The sequence below is a fragment of the Amycolatopsis sp. NPDC003731 genome, assembly GCF_053586895.1.
Window position 1 is genome coordinate 1 of the sequence record NZ_JBSFNC010000088.1, and the last position, 14,182, is coordinate 14,182.

The window sequence follows — 14,182 nt, forward strand, 5'->3', positions numbered from 1 at the left end:
GACCCGCATCGGCGGCTTCAAGCCGGACATCGCGGCCCCGGGCCAGGTGGTGACGGCGGCCCTGCCGGGACCCCCGGAGGCTCATTCGACGAGCTTGCCCGCGGTGGACACCTCGCGCATCAGCGAAGCGATTTCCCCCGGGATCGGGGGAAGCTCTTCGCGCGCGACCCGCCCGGGCCCGGACCAGACGAGGTTCACGCGCAGCGACTCGTCGAGGTCCGGGTGGTCCGCGCGGTTGTGGCAGCCACGCGTCTCGCGGCGTTCGAGCGCCGATTCGAGCGTGGCTCGCGCGGCCAGCGCCGCCGCCTTGAGGTCGAACGCGTGCGCCAGGTCCTGGAACCCGGCGATGTCGGGGTGGACGCCCACGGCACGCATCCGGCCTTCCAGTTCGTCCAGCTCGGCCAGGCCGGTGCGCAGGCCGGTCTCGTGGCGGACCACTCCGGCGTGTTCGGTCATGGTGTTCCGCACCGTGCGCTGCAGGGCCCGGACGTTCTCCGGGCCGTCGGCGGCCAGCAGCTCGTCGACCTCGCCCCGGGCTTCCTCCGTCGCCGCCGGTGACCGCTGTTGCGCTCTCAGGTCGCGTGAGTAGCGCGCGGCGGCTTCACCGACGATGCGGCCGTAGACCAGCAGCTCGATCAGGGAGTTGCCGCCGAGCCGGTTCGCGCCGTGCAGACCGCTCGCCGCCTCGCCGAGGGCGTACAGGCCTTCGACGCCGGTGCCGTGGTCCTCCGGCCGGACCCAGACCCCGCCCATGGAGTAGTGCGCGGTGGGCGCGATCTCGATCGGTTCCCGGGTGATGTCGAGCATCTGCAGTTCCAGCAGGGTCTGGTAGACGCGGGGGAGCCGGCGCATGATCGTCTCCCTCGGCAGGTGCGAGACGTCGAGCCACACCCCGCCAGCCGGCGTCCCCCGTCCCTCCTTGATCTCGGTGTAGGCCGCCAGCGCCACTCTGTCGCGAGTGGACAGTTCCCTGCGGTCCGGGTCGTACCCGGCCATGAACCGCTCGCCGAGCGCGTTGCGCAGCACCCCGCCTTCGCCGCGGGCCGCCTCCGAGACGAGCGTGCCCGCGGCGTTCTCCGGCGCGATCAGACCCGACGGGTGGAACTGGACCAGTTCGGCGTCCCGGATCCGGCCGCCGGCCAGTACGGCGAGCCGGAAGGAGTCGCCGGTGTTCTCGTCGCGGCGGAACGACGTGCGCCGCCAGATGCGCGTGTGCCCGCCCGCGGCGAGGATCACCGCGTCGGCGTGAATCACATAGCGTTTCCCGTCCGTGAGGTCGAATCCATAGGCACCGAAGACGACGTTGTCCCGGACCAGGATCCGCGTGACGTAGACGGTGTCCAGGACCGGGACGCCCACCTGGGCCGCCCTTCGCTGGATTTCCAGTCCGGTGTAGTCACCGGCGAACGCGGTCCGGCGGTAGGTGTGCGCGCCGAAGAGGCGCTGGGAGATCTTCACGTGCGAAGGGCATGCCGTAGCGTTCGAGGTCCTCGATGCCCCGGGCCGCGTGCTGCTGCCACGAGTCTTCCGGGTCCATCGTCGCCAGCGCCGCGTTGATGCCGCCCGCGGCGAGGGTGGTGTGCGCGTCCGACTTCGCCCGCTTGCCGACCGCGAGGACGTCGACACCCTGTTCGGCCGGCTCGATCGCGGCGCGCAGGCCGCCTCCGCCGGTCCCGATGACGAGGACCGACGTGGCGATCCGGTGCTCGGTCATGGTCACTTCGCCGGCGGCGGGTTGAGCGGGAGCCAGTCGGCGAACCGCGTGGCGGACAGCTGCGCGCCGGGGCCGGGCAGGAGCATGTCCTTGTCCAGCAGGGCACCGAAATAGTGCGCTTCGGGGTCGGTGACGACCTCGCGGGGGTCACCGCGGAAAGCCAGCCCGGTGCGGATCAGCTCGTCCAGCCCGAACTGCTCGGGACCGGCCACTTCGACGGTGCCGTTCAGCGGTGCGCCGACGGCGACCCGGCCGACCGCGGTGGCCACGTCTTCGGCCGCCATGGGCTGGATGCGCGCGTCTGACAGGCGCACGGTGTTCCCCTCGGTCGCTGCCTGGGCGATGCTGCCCACGAACTCGAAGAACTGCGTGGCGTGCACGATCGAGTACGGTCGCCCGGCTTCCTTGATGAGTTTCTCCTGCGCGATCTTCGCACGGAAGTAACCGCTTTCGGAGAGCCGCTCGGTGCCGACGACCGACAACGCCAGGTGGTGCCCCACCCCGGCCTTCTCCTCGGCGGCGAGGAGGTTTCCGGTGGAGGTGCGGAAGAAGTCCAGCACGGCGTCGTCGGCGAACGAGGGTGAGTTCGAGACGTCGACCAGGACCTGGGCGCCCTCCAGCACCTCGGCCAGCCCTTCGCCGGTCAGCGTGTTCACGCCCGAATCGGGGGACGCGGGAACCGCTTCGTGGCCGTGTGCGGTCAGCTTCCGGACGAGCTTCGAGCCGATCAGCCCGCTGCCGCCGATCACGACGATCTTCATGGTGTGCCTTCTCCTCCCGCGCCCCGGCCGCTCCGGGGCGTCGTTCTCCGGCAAGGACCGGACAGGCTGCCGGTTTGTGACAGCCCGGCTGTCACAAACCGCGACGGCGTCCGGTCTTGGCTGGCGACACCGACCCGACGAACCGGAGTACCGCATGGACACCCGTGGCGCTCACGCCATCGACACGATCGACGATCTCCGCCGCCACCTGCAGTGGGCGATCGAACTCGAGCACGCGACGATTCCGCCTTACCTGTGCGCGCTGTACTCGCTGGACCCGGCGCGCAACCCCGAAGTAACCCAGGTCGTGGGCACGGTCCTCGCCGAGGAGATGATCCACCTGGCCCTGGCCGCGAACCTGCTCAACGCCGTCGGTGGCTCGCCCGAGCTCGACACGCCGGAGCTGCTGCCGCCGTACCCGCACCCGCTGCCCCACGGCGACCGGTCCGTGCACGTCCACCTGGCGCCGTTCGGCCCCGAAGCCCTGGAGCTGTTCCTGCGCATCGAGCAACCCGCGTCCGCGGACGCGCCGCCGCAGACCGACGAGTACCGGACCATCGGGCAGTTCTACGCCGCGATCGAGGCCGGATTGCGCACCCTGTGCGACGAACTGGGGGAGGACCGGGTGTTCACCGGCGACCCCGCCCGGCAGATCGGCGAATTCCACCTCCGCGGCGGAGGTGGCCAGGTACTGCCGGTCCACGACCTGAAGTCCGCATCGGCCGCGCTGGCGGAAATCGTCGAGCAGGGGGAGGGGGCCGCGCGCACGGACGTGTGGGACGGCGATCGCGACGTCTTCCACCCCGACCAGGAAGAGGTCGCGCACTACTTCCGGTTCCAGGAGCTGAAGGTGGGCCGCCGCTACCGGACCGGCGACACCCCGCAGTCCGGCCCGACCGGCGAGGCGATCGCGGTCGACTTCGACGGCGTGCTGCCGATGCGGCACAACCCGCGGACCGCCGACTACCCGGAGGGCAGCGCCATCCGGGTCGCCCAGGAGGAGTTCAACCAGACCTACAGCCTGCTGCTGTACCAGCTGGAAGAGGCTTTCACCGGCAACCCGGGCGGGATGATGGACGCGGTCGGCACGATGTTCGGGCTGCGCAAGCAGGGGCTGGCGCTGATGAAGATGCCGACCGGCGACGGGAAGACGACCGCGGGCCCGACGTTCGAGTACGTGCCACCCGAGCAGCGGAACTGAAGCACCGGCCGCCGGTTCTTACCGCGAACGCTCACCTTGCGGCGGCTGCCTGGCCGAGGGGGTATCGCACGCCGGTGAGGTCTTCGGAGACGGCCCAGAGGCGTTGCTGCACGGTCAAGTCGTAGGAGCCGGGGCTGGAGGTGACCAGCTCCGGGTGGCCGCGTCGCCCGGCCAGGCCGTCGGGGCCGTAGTACTGCCCGCCGAGGACGGCCGCCGAGGTGCTCGATCCGCTCCTGCACCCGGTCCAAGCCGCTCCATCACCACATCGACGATCCACCACCACCCGGCCAACTGCCGTTGCAGTACTAGACGGCGTCCTGCCACCGGACGTGGGGCCCGCCGGCGGTACGGGCGTGGCCCAGCCGGTCGGCCGCGTCGGCTTCGGCGGCCGTCACCTCCTGGTTGCGGTACAGCGTCGCGGCGGCGCGGAACCATTGGGCCGCCGTGATCTCGTTGTCCGCCAGCAGGCTGATCTCGCCCAGCACACGCAGCGCGTTCGCCTGGCCGTGGGCGTTGTGGTGCCTGCGGTGCAGGTACAGGGCCGCGTGACAGTGGCGGCGGGCGGTTTCGTGGTCGCCGAGGCGGGTGGCGTGGCGGCCGGCCGCGGTGAGGGCGTCCGCCTCCCACACCGGCAGGTCCGCCCGGCGGCACAGCCGGACCGCGCTGATCGCGTGATCCAGGGCCTGCCGGTCGTCGCCGCGGCGGCCCCAGGCCCACGCCAGCTGGTAGTGCGTGTGGGCCTCGTCGCCGGTGTTCCCGTGCCGCTGGGCCAGGTCCATCGCCAGGTGCAGGTGCTCGACCGCCTCGTCGTGCCGTTCCAGCTCGACGCAGGCGGCGCCGAGCCGGCGGTGGGCCACCGTGCGGGCCGCCGGGTCGGGCAGGTGGCGGGCGGCGTCGAGCGCCGTCCGCCACACCACCGCCTGCTCGCGGTGGTGGCCGTGGCGGGTCTGGAACGTCAGCAGGACCCAGGCCAGCTGCCAGACGACCGCGTGCATCCCGGCATCCGCCGCGGCCTGCTGGACGGCCAGCAGGTTGGCGTGCTCGGTGTCCAACCAGGACAGTGCCGCCGCGACGTCGCCCACCGGGTGCGGCCGGACGACGGCCGGGGCGAGCCGGATCGGCAGGGCGTGCGGGTTCAGCAGGCGCTCGGCGGTGTAGGCGGTGTGCAGGTGGAAGTCGGTCAGCCGGCGCAGGGCGGCCGAGCCGGGGTCGGCGCCCGCCGACCGGGCACTGGACCGGATCAGCTCGTGCATCCGGTACCGGCCGCGCGGGTGCTGGCCGAGCAGGGACGCCTCCTCCAGCGCGCGCAGGGCGGCGCCCGCCTCGGCCGGCCGGAGACCGGTGAGGGCGGCGGCGGCCGGCACGCCGATGTCCGGCCCGGGCGCCGTGCTGAGCAACCGGATCACCGTCCGGTCGCGGTCGGACAGCGCGCGGTAGGACCACGACAGGACCGCGGGCAGGCTGGCGACCGGGTCGTCGTCGGCGAGGGCGGCCGCGCCCTGGCGGCGCAGTTCGGCGGCGAGCTCGGTGAGCGGGACGTCCGGGTGCAGCTGGGCGCGGGTGGCGATGATCCCCAGCGCGAGCGGGAAACCGCCGCACGAGGCAGTCAGCTCGGCCACCGCCGCCGCCTCGGTGCGCGCCCGGCCGCCCAGCCGCCGGGCCAGCAGGGCGCGGGACTCGTCGTCGGCCAGGACGTCCAGGTGCAGCCGGCCGGCTCCGTGCGCGGTGGTCAGCCCGGTCAGCCACCGGCGGCTGGTGACGAGCACGGCACAGTGCCCGCCGCCGGGCAGCAGGGCCCGGACCTGGCCGGCGTCCGCGGCGTTGTCCAGCACCACGAGCAGGCGTTTGCCGGCGGTGACGCTCCGGAACAGCGCCGCCTGGGCGTGCGGTTCGGCGGGCAGCCGGTCCGGATCGGCCCCCAGCGCGGCGAGGAAGCCCCGCACCGCCACGCCGGAATCCATCGGGCCGCCGCGGTCGGCGCCGAAGCCGCGCAGGTCGACGAACAGCTGGCCGTCGGGGAACCGGCCGGCGTTGCGGTGCGCCCACTCCAGCGCCAGCCACGTCTTGCCGATCCCGCCGGCCCCGCTGACGACGGCGATCGGGCTCGCGCCGTCGGGCACCGGCGATCCGGCCAGGAAATCCGTCAGCCGGGCCAGGCAGGCTTCACGGCTGGTGAAGGGGGTGGGCCGCGGCGGCAGTTGCCGCGGCACGGGCACCGGCGGCGCCGGAGGGGACGCCGTGAGGTCCGGATCCGCGGTCAGCACGCGCTGGTGCAGCTCCCGCAACGCCGGGCCCGGGTCGGCGCCGAGCTCGTCGGCGAGCCGGGTGCGCACCCGCTGGAACTCCGCGAGGGCCTCGGCCGGGTGACCGGCCAGGTACCGCGCCAGCATGAGCTGCCCGGCCACGCGTTCGTCCAGCGGATGTGCGGCGGCCCGGGCGGTCAGCTCGGACAGCAGGCCGGCGTCCCGGCCCAGTCGCAACGCCAGGTCGATGCGGTCGGCGTCGGCGGTGAACCGCTCCATCGCCAGGCCTTCGCGCACGGCGGCGAGCCACGGGACGTCCACGTCGGCGAAGGCCTCGCCGGACCACAACGCCGAGGCCTGTTCCAGGAGGGCCCAAGCGGTCTGCTCGTCGGGTTCGCTGCGGGCGCGCCGGACGAGGTGGCGGAACTCGTGCAGGTCGATACGGCCGGGTTCGACCAGCAACGCGTACCCGCCGCCCCGGCGCTGCAGTTCCACGCCGCCACCGGGCGGCAGCTGCTGCCGCAGCCGGGACACGTAGTTGCTGACCACCTGCCGGGCCCGCAGCGGCGGCCGGTCGCCCCACACCCGGTCCACCAGCTGGTCGGTCGACACGACGAGGTTGGCCTCCACCAGCAGCACCGCCAGCACGCACCGCTGCCGCGCGTGGCCGAGGGCCACCCGGGCGCCGCCGTCCGTGGCGGTCACTTCGCCGAGCACCCGGAACCGCAGCACGCGTCAGCCCCGCCCACGGCGGCTGACCAGGCGATTCCACGCCGGTGATGTGTTCCCGGTGAAGACGTCGGCCAGAGTCTTCGACGTACTCGGTTCAGCCAGCACCTGCAATCCCCCCCCCGCATCCGGGATAGCAGACCTGGACGGCGCCTTGGGCGAACCTCGGTTCGATTCACGCGATCGGCGGAGCGGCCTCGGGCGCCGGGGGTTCCACGAAGGGGAGGTTCCACGCATGAGGAAGTCCGGTATCTGGGCGAGTGGCACGCTGGCCGTCGCGGCCATGGTGGCCACGGTGACCCCGGCCGTCGCGGCGCCCGCCACGAGTCTCGCGGCGACGTCCATCTTCACGGCCTACGAGAAGGGCGGGATGACGGGGCGGAAGGCGTTCATCGAAGGCTGTGGTGAACACTCGATCCCGTACCACGGCTCGTACGAGTGGGACGCGCGAGGACAGAGCGGCCACCTGTTCAACCAGGGCAGCACCGTGCCGCACTACCGCCTGTCGAGCAGCGTCGACACCAGCCAGCGGACCGGCTTCGCCTGGGTCAAGATCCTGATCGTCTGCTGAGCTCCGGCCCGGCGACCGGCCGCTTCCGCCGGGGGAACGGGGAGCGGCCGGTTGCCGGAGGTGAGCGAGCCGTCCCGCGTCGCCAGGTCGATCGGGGACGTCTCCGGCCGGACCGGAGCGCGCCGGCGAGGGGGTGGCCGGCGCGCTGCGGTCCGTGCCCACGGGTTGTCCCTGTGGACGCGGCGGGAACCTCGATCACCGGTGCCGGTACAACAGCCACACGAAGGACGGCCGGGAGCTGCCCGGGGGCGATGACCGTGCGGCCCAACCATTGCGCTTGAGCCGCCCGATCCGTTCCCCGGCCGCCGCCAGGACGACCTTGGCCGGATCGGGCCGGACCCCGAGCGTGCGCATGGCGGCCTGGAACGTGCGCACGTCCTCCGCGACGCCGTCCGCGACCTGCGCCAGCGAGCTGGTCGCGCAGGTGGCGGGGTGCGGCCCCCGTCGTCGTTCGCCGTTCCGCTGCGGTCCGTCATGACCCGCGCACCCCGCTCAATCCCCGCTGACGGCGGTGAGCAGGCTGCGCTCGCGGACCGCGGACGCCGACAGCGTCTTGTAGCCGTGGTCGTCGAACACGACTGTCACCGTGTCGTCGTCCGCGGACATCACGATGCCGCGACCCCACTCCGCGTGCTCGACGCCGCTGTTGACCGGGAAGTCCCCGCCATCGGACGACACCGCTTCGGCGGTGCCCGCGATGCAGGTGTCGCAGTTGCCGCAAGGTTGCTCGAGCTGCTCCCCGAAGTAGCCGAGGAGGAACTGGCGGCGGCACCCGGTCGTTTCGGCGTAGCCGCGCATCATGTCGATCCGGGACCGGATCAGCCGCTGGTGCGCTTCGGCGGCCTCGACGCCCTGCTCGACGGCCTGTTCGGGGTCCACATCGGAATCGAGGTACTCGAGGCGGCCGTCGGCGGTGACGCCGACCGAGCCGGTCTGCTCCAGCAGGTTCACTGCCCTGGTGCGCTGGGCCGCCGAGACGCCGATCTCCCGGCCGAGCTCGGCCGGTTTCAGTGGGGCGTCGTGCTCGGCGAGGGTGGCGGCCACCTCGGCCAGCGCCTGCTCGGGTGCCTTCGCGGCGGTGAGGAACTTCTGCCTGCCCAGGTCCCGCGGCCGGTGGTACAGCGTGATCTCGGCCGGTTCGCCGTCACGGCCGGCCCGGCCGATCTGCTGGTAGTACGTGTCGAGCGATTCCGGCGCCGCCGCGTGCAGGACGAACCGCAGGTCGGCTTTGTCGATCCCCATGCCGAACGCCGACGTCGCCACCACCACGTCGAGCTCGTCACGCAGGAACTGCTCGTGCACCCGTTCGCGGTCGGCCGCTTTCATCCCGGCGTGGTAGGCCGCGACCCGGACGCCCTCCGCGGCGAGTTCCTCGGCGTAGCTTCCGGCGTCCTTGCGGCTGGTGACGTACACCAGCCCTGGACGCGTCGCAGGGTCGGCGGTCAGCGCCCGCGTGCGGGTGAGAACGGCTTGGTGGCGATCGTCGTCGTCCGGCAGCGGGTCCACGCCGAGACGCAGGTTGGGCCGGTCGAAGCTGGCGAGGACCTCCCGGTGGTCGCGCAGGCCGAGGCGGGCCACGATGTCGCTGCGCACGGGCAGGGCCGCGGTCGCCGTCAGGGCGATCACGCGAGGGTGGCCGAGCCGCTCGATCACCGGCGCCAGGCGCAGGTAGTCGGGCCGGAAGTCGTGCCCCCACGCGGAGACGCAATGCGCTTCGTCGACGACGAACAAGGAGACGCCGAGCTCGGCGACGGCGTCGAGCACCTCGTCGGACGCCAGCTGTTCCGGGGACAGGAACAGGTATTCGGCGGTGCCCTCGCGCAGCGCCTCCCACGCGTGCTTGCGCTCGGCGGCGCGTTGTGCGGAGTTCAGGGCGACGGCCCCCGGGGCCCGGCTCTCTTCGATGCCCTCGATCTGGTCGTTCTGCAGGGCGATCAGCGGCGACACGACCAGGGTCGGGCCGTCCAGCAGCAGCGCGGGCACCTGGTAGATCGCCGACTTGCCGGCCCCGGTCGGCAGCACGGCGAGGACGTCGTGCCCGGCCATCACCTGCTCCATCGCGGCCAGCTGCTCGTCGGTGAGCTGGGACCAGCCGAAGGTGTCCGCTGCGATCCGCTGCAGTTCGTCGCGTCTTCTCGCCATCCGCCGCAAGTACCCGCGCCCCGCGGGCGAAAACACGCCGTATGGCTCGGCGATCGGCGGCTAGCCGGGAGCGGGCGGGGTACCTGCACCCATGACCCAAGTTCGAGGGACCAGCCGCGCGATGGCCGCGGACGCCGACATCGTCCTCAACACCGCCTCCGATCTCACTCGCGCCCCGGCGTGGCTGCCGGCCCCGGTGCAGGTGGTCGGCACCGGAGCCGGCACGGTCGACCTGCGGTGGCGGGAGGAGGGCGTGCACCGCTACGAGATCGACCTCGATGCGGCCGGGCACCGGCTGGCCTGGCACCCGGCCGGGGACGGCGCCTGGGCGGGTGAGCTGCGGGTCACCGAACAGGGTGCCGGGTCCAGCCGCGCGGAGTTGCTGGTGGAGGCCGGCGACGACGTCGACGCCGGCGAGGTGCGCACGGTGCTCGACGCGGCGCTGGAGGCCTTGGCCGCCGAAGTCGACCAGAACTTCACCGTGAGCTGACCGCACCACCGACACGGAAGGTGAGGCCCGGATGCCCAGGCGCTCGGAACCCGCGGTCGCCGCGTCCAGCCGGTGGATCGACGACGACGGCGTGCGCGCGCCCGGCGGATCCGTGCACGCTTGGCGGCCGGGGACCAACCAGACCCTGTGCGGCCTGCCGTTGCACAAAGCCGGCTTGGAGCGGTTCCCGCACGTGTTGTGGATCGACGCCCGTTGGCTGGCCGACACGACCGACAAGCGCATGGTGCTCTGTTACCGGTGCGCCGCCGCGACCGGCGACCGTCCCGGGCGCCGGCGGTGGACCAGGGAGCGGCCGAGGCCCTGACAGAGGCTCGGCGGCCGGCTGCTTCGCGGTGGCGCTCGTCCCGAACTGACGGCGCCGGTTCAGTCGTTGGAGCCCTGACGGTCCAGACGGGAGACGGTGCAGCCGGCCAGCCGGTCGCCCGCGTCCCGCGCGTGGGCTGCGCACAGCCTTGCGGTCACGCCGCCTTGGTCGGTCACCACCGCGGCGACCGGCTCCGCACACGGTGTGTGAAGCCGGTCGTAGTCCCACGCAGCGGCGCAGCCAGGGTCGGTGCACCAGGCGCGTCCTCCGGCCGAGTGCAGCGTGACACCGTGGGCCGGGCAGATGCCCCACGGAACGTCGCACAAGCCGGGGTCGCGGGCGACCCGGACCCGGGCCAGGTCCTCGGCCGTCCGGGAAATCTCGTCGGTGTAGTCGCTCAGGTCGTGGGTCGCCTTCGCGATGGGCCGGGCGAGGCGCTGCAGGTGGCCGTCGGGCGCGGTCCGCAGCCGGGCGGCCACCTCCGCGGTACGTGCCGCGAGCGCTTCAGCGTCGGCGGCGAGCGCACGCAGCTCGGCCGGCAAGGGCTCGGGCGTGGTCGGCTCAGGCATGCTCATCCTCGATGGGTTGGGGTGATCAATGAGCGCGGACTGCGCAAGTACCCCGAACCTCGTACCCCAAACCACGCCCTGCCGGTTGACAACCCGAAAGTCCAGCCGTTCGCCGCACCCTGGGGTTGAACAACTGATGTCGTGCTCGACCTGCTGCCGCTCCGAGCTCGGCGACCCGCGCGGCGGCGATGACCGTCCGCGAGTACGGGCGCTGGCAGCCGGCACCGACTTCCTCGAGTAGCGACCTCAGGCTCCGTCCGGTCGGGCTCCTGGTGCATACGGCCGAGCCGGTGGGGTGGTCCAGCGTGATCACCGGCGTCCGCCGGAAGTGCTCTTGGCCACTGTTCAAAGCGCCGGCGCCGGGGTATTCGCGAGACTGGAAGCAGTCGAAAGGACCGACGTGAACGAGAACCCCACACCCCGGCTCGTCGCGAACCCGAACCGGATCCAGGTGCGGACCGAAGCGGACCTGCGTCGCGGGGCGCCGCCCGCGGAGCCCGAGGCCGAAGCAGTGTCCGAGCGGCACTGAGCCCGGTCCGGTGTGGAGTGTCCACACCGGACCGGCTCCGCTTACGGTGCCCCAGGGGGCCGCGACGGTCCAGCTGCTGTCCGCCGTCACCGTCTGAGGACGGTCGGAGCCCGTTCCGCCACCGGAAGCGATGTAGACGGCGGAATCGAAGTGCCGCAGGAGCGCGCCCGGGATGTTGAGCGACTCGAACGTCACGCCGGTGCCGCCCAGCCCCGGCCGCGTGCAGAACGTCGCGTCCGCGTGCATCAAGGCCGATCCGTCGTCGACCGAGTTGCGGACGCGCCCGTCCTGGTGCCGCAGGAACTGCCCGGGGTAGTTCACCGACTCGAACGAGTAGCACGACGACTCGCCGAGCCCGCGCCGCACCGTGTACGTCGCGTCCTGCTTGAGCAACGCGCTGCTGCCGCTGGTCACCACCTCGGTGTAGGCCAGGCCGCCCGCGTGCCGCAGGTAGCGGTCGGTGTAGCCCCACGTCGTCACCCGCAGCGACTGCCGCGCGTTCACCGCCAGGGGCACCGAACTGCGCCACAACGCCGGCGCCGAGACGTCCCACGTTGCGTCGGCGGCGAAACTCGTCGCGGTGTCCCACGGGTTCGGGCCGCCGCTCACGGCCAGGTACACGGTTTCGTCGTAGTGCCGCAGGTACCGGCCCGGCAGGTTCAGCGACTCGAACGACGTCCCGCCGGCGGCGAGACCCGGCCGGTCGCACCAGGTGGCGTCCGCGGCGAACGTACCGCCGGTGTCGCTGTCGATCCGGACCCGGTTGTCGGCGTGCCGCAGGAACTTCCCGGGGAAGTTGACCGATTCGAACGAGAAGCACCGCGGGTCCGCGAGGCCCGCGACGGTCCGGAACGAGCCGTCCTGCCGCGGTCCGTCGGCGCTGCCCGTGGTCAGCACGTCGGTGCGGGCGAAGGAGTCCGCGTGCCGCAGGTACCGGTCGGTGTACCCGGGCGTGGTCACCCGGAACGACCGGATGTGCCCGAGCGTCAGCGGCACCGCGGCGTTCAGGTTCTTCGAGGCGTTGATCAGATCGGTGTGCGCCGCGCGGACCAGCGCGGTGTCGACCTTCTGCACCCGCCGGTCGTAGGTGAGCAGCCCGTTGTACTCGCCTTCGACGTCGGTGATCTCGGTGTAGACGAACGCCGACAGGCCCTTGGTGGTCATCAGCTGGCGCGCGTCCCGGACCATGCCGGTGTAGCGGTCGTTCAGCTGCGCCGCGCTCGCCATCTGCTCGTAGGCGAAGAACTTGCCGGTGGGGCTGTACTCGTGCCCGGGGTTGCGCAGGCCGAGCCCGCCGAACTCGCCCAGCACCGACACCCGCGCCCCGGCCGGCCGGGGCGCGTCCGGCCCGGTGTACACGTGCCAGTCGATGATGTCCCCGGTGCCCGGATCACCCTTCGACGCGCAGCAGTTGAACCCGCTGTGCGCGTCGACCAGCCGCGTCGGGTCCTGGTTCTTGATGTTCGTGGTGACGCGCCTGGTCTCGGCGAGGTTCCACTCGCCCCAGCCTTCGTTGAACGGCACGTAGGTGACGACGGCGGGGGAGAAGCGGTGCTCGTCGACGATCTCGCGTGCTTCGGTCTCGAACTCGGCGATCTGCGCGGGCGTGCGGTCGGCGTTCGCGTTCGTGGTCGACGGGATGTCCTGCCACACCAGCAGTCCCAGCTTGTCGGCCCAGTAGTACCAGCGGGCCGGCTCGACCTTGATGTGCTTGCGGACCATGTTGAAGCCCAGGTCCTTGTGCTTCTGCAGGTCCGACGCCAGCGCGGCGTCGGTCGGCGCGGTGTACAGGCCGTCGGGCCAGAAGCCCTGGTCCAACGTGCCGACTTGGAACACGAACTCGCCGTTCAGGGTCGGGCGCAGCACGCCGTTGACGTTCTTCGTGCCGACCTCGCGCATGCCGAAGTAGCTGACGACCTGGTCGACGGTCGTGCCCGCGGCGTCCCGCAGCGACACGCGCAGGTCGTAGAGGAACGGGTCGTCGGGTGACCACCGCCGCGCGTTCGGCACCGGCACCGAGAACTCGGTGAAGCCGCCGGTCGCGCTGCCGGCGACGGCCCCGCCGGTCACCGCCTCGGCGAGCACGGAGTAGCCGCTCACGTCGCCGCGGCCGAACACCCGCACGCGCGCGGTGTTGTCGGCCAAGTTCGGGCGGATGTCGACGGAGTAGATCGACGTCGGCGCGGTCGGTTCGAGCCAGACGGTCTGCCAGATGCCCGAAGTCGGCGTGTAGAAGATGTCCGACGGGGTGGTGGCCTGCTTGCCGACCGGCTGCTTCTCGTCGCGACCGTTGGTCGGGTCGTAGACGCGCACGACGATCTCGTTCACCCCGCCGTTGAGCCGGGCGGTGATGTCGGCTTCGAACCGGTCGTAGCCGCCCTTGTGCGTGGCGACCTGGACGCCGTTGACCCACACGGTGGCTTCGTAGTCGACGGCGCCGAAGTGCAGCTGCACGTGCCGCCCGGCCCAGGCCGCCGGCACCGTGAAGGTGCGGCGGTAGAACATCAGGTCGCGGTTGTCGTTGCGCATGATGCCCGACAACGCCGACTCGACCGGGTAGGGGACCAGGATGCGCTCGGGCAGGGTCTGCCCGAGCGGCGGCGCGGCGTAGCGGTCGACGCTGCCGTTCGCGCCGGTGGCGGGGTTGAGGAACTCCCACTCACCGTTGAGCGACTGCCAGTCGGGCCGCGTCATCTGCGGCCGCGGGTACTCGGGCAGCGGGTTCGTGGTGCTCACCTGCGAGGTCCACGGCGTGGACAACGGCGGTGGCTTGGGTGCGACGGCGGCGTCGGCCGCCGGCACCACGGGAAGGATCGTGCACAGCAGTGCGAAGACCAGGACGAAGAGACGGCGCATCGGACTCCCCTTCGGACGCGCACGGAACCGCGCACCGGCCTGGCGGGGACGG

Annotated in this window: 12 protein-coding genes; 4 read left to right on the top strand and 8 right to left on the bottom strand. The window is 72.4% G+C overall.

Annotated features, from left to right (window positions below; translation table 11 throughout):
• Positions 1-81: 81 nt before the first annotated feature.
• The 3 genes from ACWDN5_RS29955 to ACWDN5_RS29965 are packed head-to-tail and all read right to left on the bottom strand — an operon-like array spanning position 82 to position 2,475.
• The gene (locus ACWDN5_RS29955) at positions 82-1,458 is read right to left on the bottom strand and encodes an FAD-binding protein (protein WP_449678633.1); all 1,377 of its coding nucleotides are present in this window, start codon (positions 1,456-1,458) and stop codon (positions 82-84) included.
• Positions 1,397-1,714, bottom strand: a complete 318-nt coding sequence (locus tag ACWDN5_RS29960; RefSeq protein ID WP_449678634.1) for an FAD-binding protein — start codon at positions 1,712-1,714, stop codon at positions 1,397-1,399. Before ACWDN5_RS29960 ends, ACWDN5_RS29955 begins: the two co-directional genes overlap by 62 nt.
• 2 nt (positions 1,715-1,716) lie before the next feature.
• Positions 1,717-2,475: an SDR family oxidoreductase gene (locus ACWDN5_RS29965; protein WP_449678635.1), complete on the bottom strand. Its 759-nt coding sequence runs from the start codon at positions 2,473-2,475 to the stop codon at positions 1,717-1,719.
• Between the two features lie 154 nt (positions 2,476-2,629).
• Between ACWDN5_RS29965 and ACWDN5_RS29970 the strand changes: the two genes are divergently transcribed.
• A complete protein-coding gene (locus ACWDN5_RS29970; protein ID WP_449678636.1) occupies positions 2,630-3,676 on the top strand; it encodes a ferritin-like domain-containing protein in 1,047 nt (348 codons plus the stop codon).
• Positions 3,677-3,981: 305 nt separating this feature from the next.
• On the opposite strand, the gene ACWDN5_RS29975 is transcribed toward ACWDN5_RS29970, so the two are convergent.
• Positions 3,982-6,651, bottom strand: a complete 2,670-nt coding sequence (locus tag ACWDN5_RS29975; RefSeq protein ID WP_449678637.1) for a BTAD domain-containing putative transcriptional regulator — start codon at positions 6,649-6,651, stop codon at positions 3,982-3,984.
• A gap of 232 nt (positions 6,652-6,883) precedes the next feature.
• Between ACWDN5_RS29975 and ACWDN5_RS29980 the strand changes: the two genes are divergently transcribed.
• The gene (locus ACWDN5_RS29980) at positions 6,884-7,219 is read left to right on the top strand and encodes a hypothetical protein (protein ID WP_310970207.1); all 336 of its coding nucleotides are present in this window, start codon (positions 6,884-6,886) and stop codon (positions 7,217-7,219) included.
• A gap of 195 nt (positions 7,220-7,414) precedes the next feature.
• Here the strand turns inward: ACWDN5_RS29980 and ACWDN5_RS29985 are convergent, their stop codons facing one another.
• Together ACWDN5_RS29985 and ACWDN5_RS29990 are read right to left on the bottom strand one after the other, a co-directional pair.
• Entirely contained in the window at positions 7,415-7,594 is a 180-nt protein-coding gene (locus ACWDN5_RS29985; protein ID WP_449678638.1) for a hypothetical protein, read from the bottom strand.
• A 117-nt stretch (positions 7,595-7,711) separates the two neighbouring features.
• Complete coding sequence (locus ACWDN5_RS29990; RefSeq protein WP_449678639.1) at positions 7,712-9,361, bottom strand: RecQ family ATP-dependent DNA helicase; 1,650 nt, start codon at positions 9,359-9,361, stop codon at positions 7,712-7,714.
• A 91-nt stretch (positions 9,362-9,452) separates the two neighbouring features.
• Between ACWDN5_RS29990 and ACWDN5_RS29995 the strand changes: the two genes are divergently transcribed.
• A complete protein-coding gene (locus ACWDN5_RS29995; protein ID WP_310970210.1) occupies positions 9,453-9,851 on the top strand; it encodes a hypothetical protein in 399 nt (132 codons plus the stop codon).
• A 31-nt stretch (positions 9,852-9,882) separates the two neighbouring features.
• Positions 9,883-10,176, top strand: a complete 294-nt coding sequence (locus tag ACWDN5_RS30000; protein WP_449678640.1) for a hypothetical protein — start codon at positions 9,883-9,885, stop codon at positions 10,174-10,176.
• 59 nt (positions 10,177-10,235) lie between these two features.
• Here ACWDN5_RS30000 and ACWDN5_RS30005 read toward each other — a convergent pair whose 3' ends face one another.
• The gene (locus ACWDN5_RS30005; RefSeq protein WP_449678641.1) at positions 10,236-10,745 is read right to left on the bottom strand and encodes a hypothetical protein; all 510 of its coding nucleotides are present in this window, start codon (positions 10,743-10,745) and stop codon (positions 10,236-10,238) included.
• A gap of 25 nt (positions 10,746-10,770) precedes the next feature.
• Entirely contained in the window at positions 10,771-14,130 is a 3,360-nt protein-coding gene (locus ACWDN5_RS30010) for an AbfB domain-containing protein (RefSeq protein WP_449678642.1), read from the bottom strand.
• Between the last annotated feature and the right edge of the window lie 52 nt (positions 14,131-14,182).

Excerpts from the sequence above, each read along its gene's own strand:
- ACWDN5_RS29960 (WP_449678634.1), bottom strand. The coding sequence starts at position 1,714 with ATGACCGAGCACCGGATCGCCACGTCGGTCCTCGTCATCGGGACCGGC.
- ACWDN5_RS29965 (WP_449678635.1), bottom strand. The coding sequence starts at position 2,475 with ATGAAGATCGTCGTGATCGGCGGCAGCGGGCTGATCGGCTCGAAGCTC.
- ACWDN5_RS29970 (WP_449678636.1), top strand. The coding sequence starts at position 2,630 with ATGGACACCCGTGGCGCTCACGCCATCGACACGATCGACGATCTCCGC.
- ACWDN5_RS29980 (WP_310970207.1), top strand. The coding sequence starts at position 6,884 with ATGAGGAAGTCCGGTATCTGGGCGAGTGGCACGCTGGCCGTCGCGGCC.
- ACWDN5_RS29990 (WP_449678639.1), bottom strand. The coding sequence starts at position 9,361 with ATGGCGAGAAGACGCGACGAACTGCAGCGGATCGCAGCGGACACCTTC.
- ACWDN5_RS29995 (WP_310970210.1), top strand. The coding sequence starts at position 9,453 with ATGACCCAAGTTCGAGGGACCAGCCGCGCGATGGCCGCGGACGCCGAC.
- ACWDN5_RS30000 (WP_449678640.1), top strand. The coding sequence starts at position 9,883 with ATGCCCAGGCGCTCGGAACCCGCGGTCGCCGCGTCCAGCCGGTGGATC.
- ACWDN5_RS30005 (WP_449678641.1), bottom strand. The coding sequence starts at position 10,745 with ATGCCTGAGCCGACCACGCCCGAGCCCTTGCCGGCCGAGCTGCGTGCG.
- ACWDN5_RS30010 (WP_449678642.1), bottom strand. The coding sequence starts at position 14,130 with ATGCGCCGTCTCTTCGTCCTGGTCTTCGCACTGCTGTGCACGATCCTT.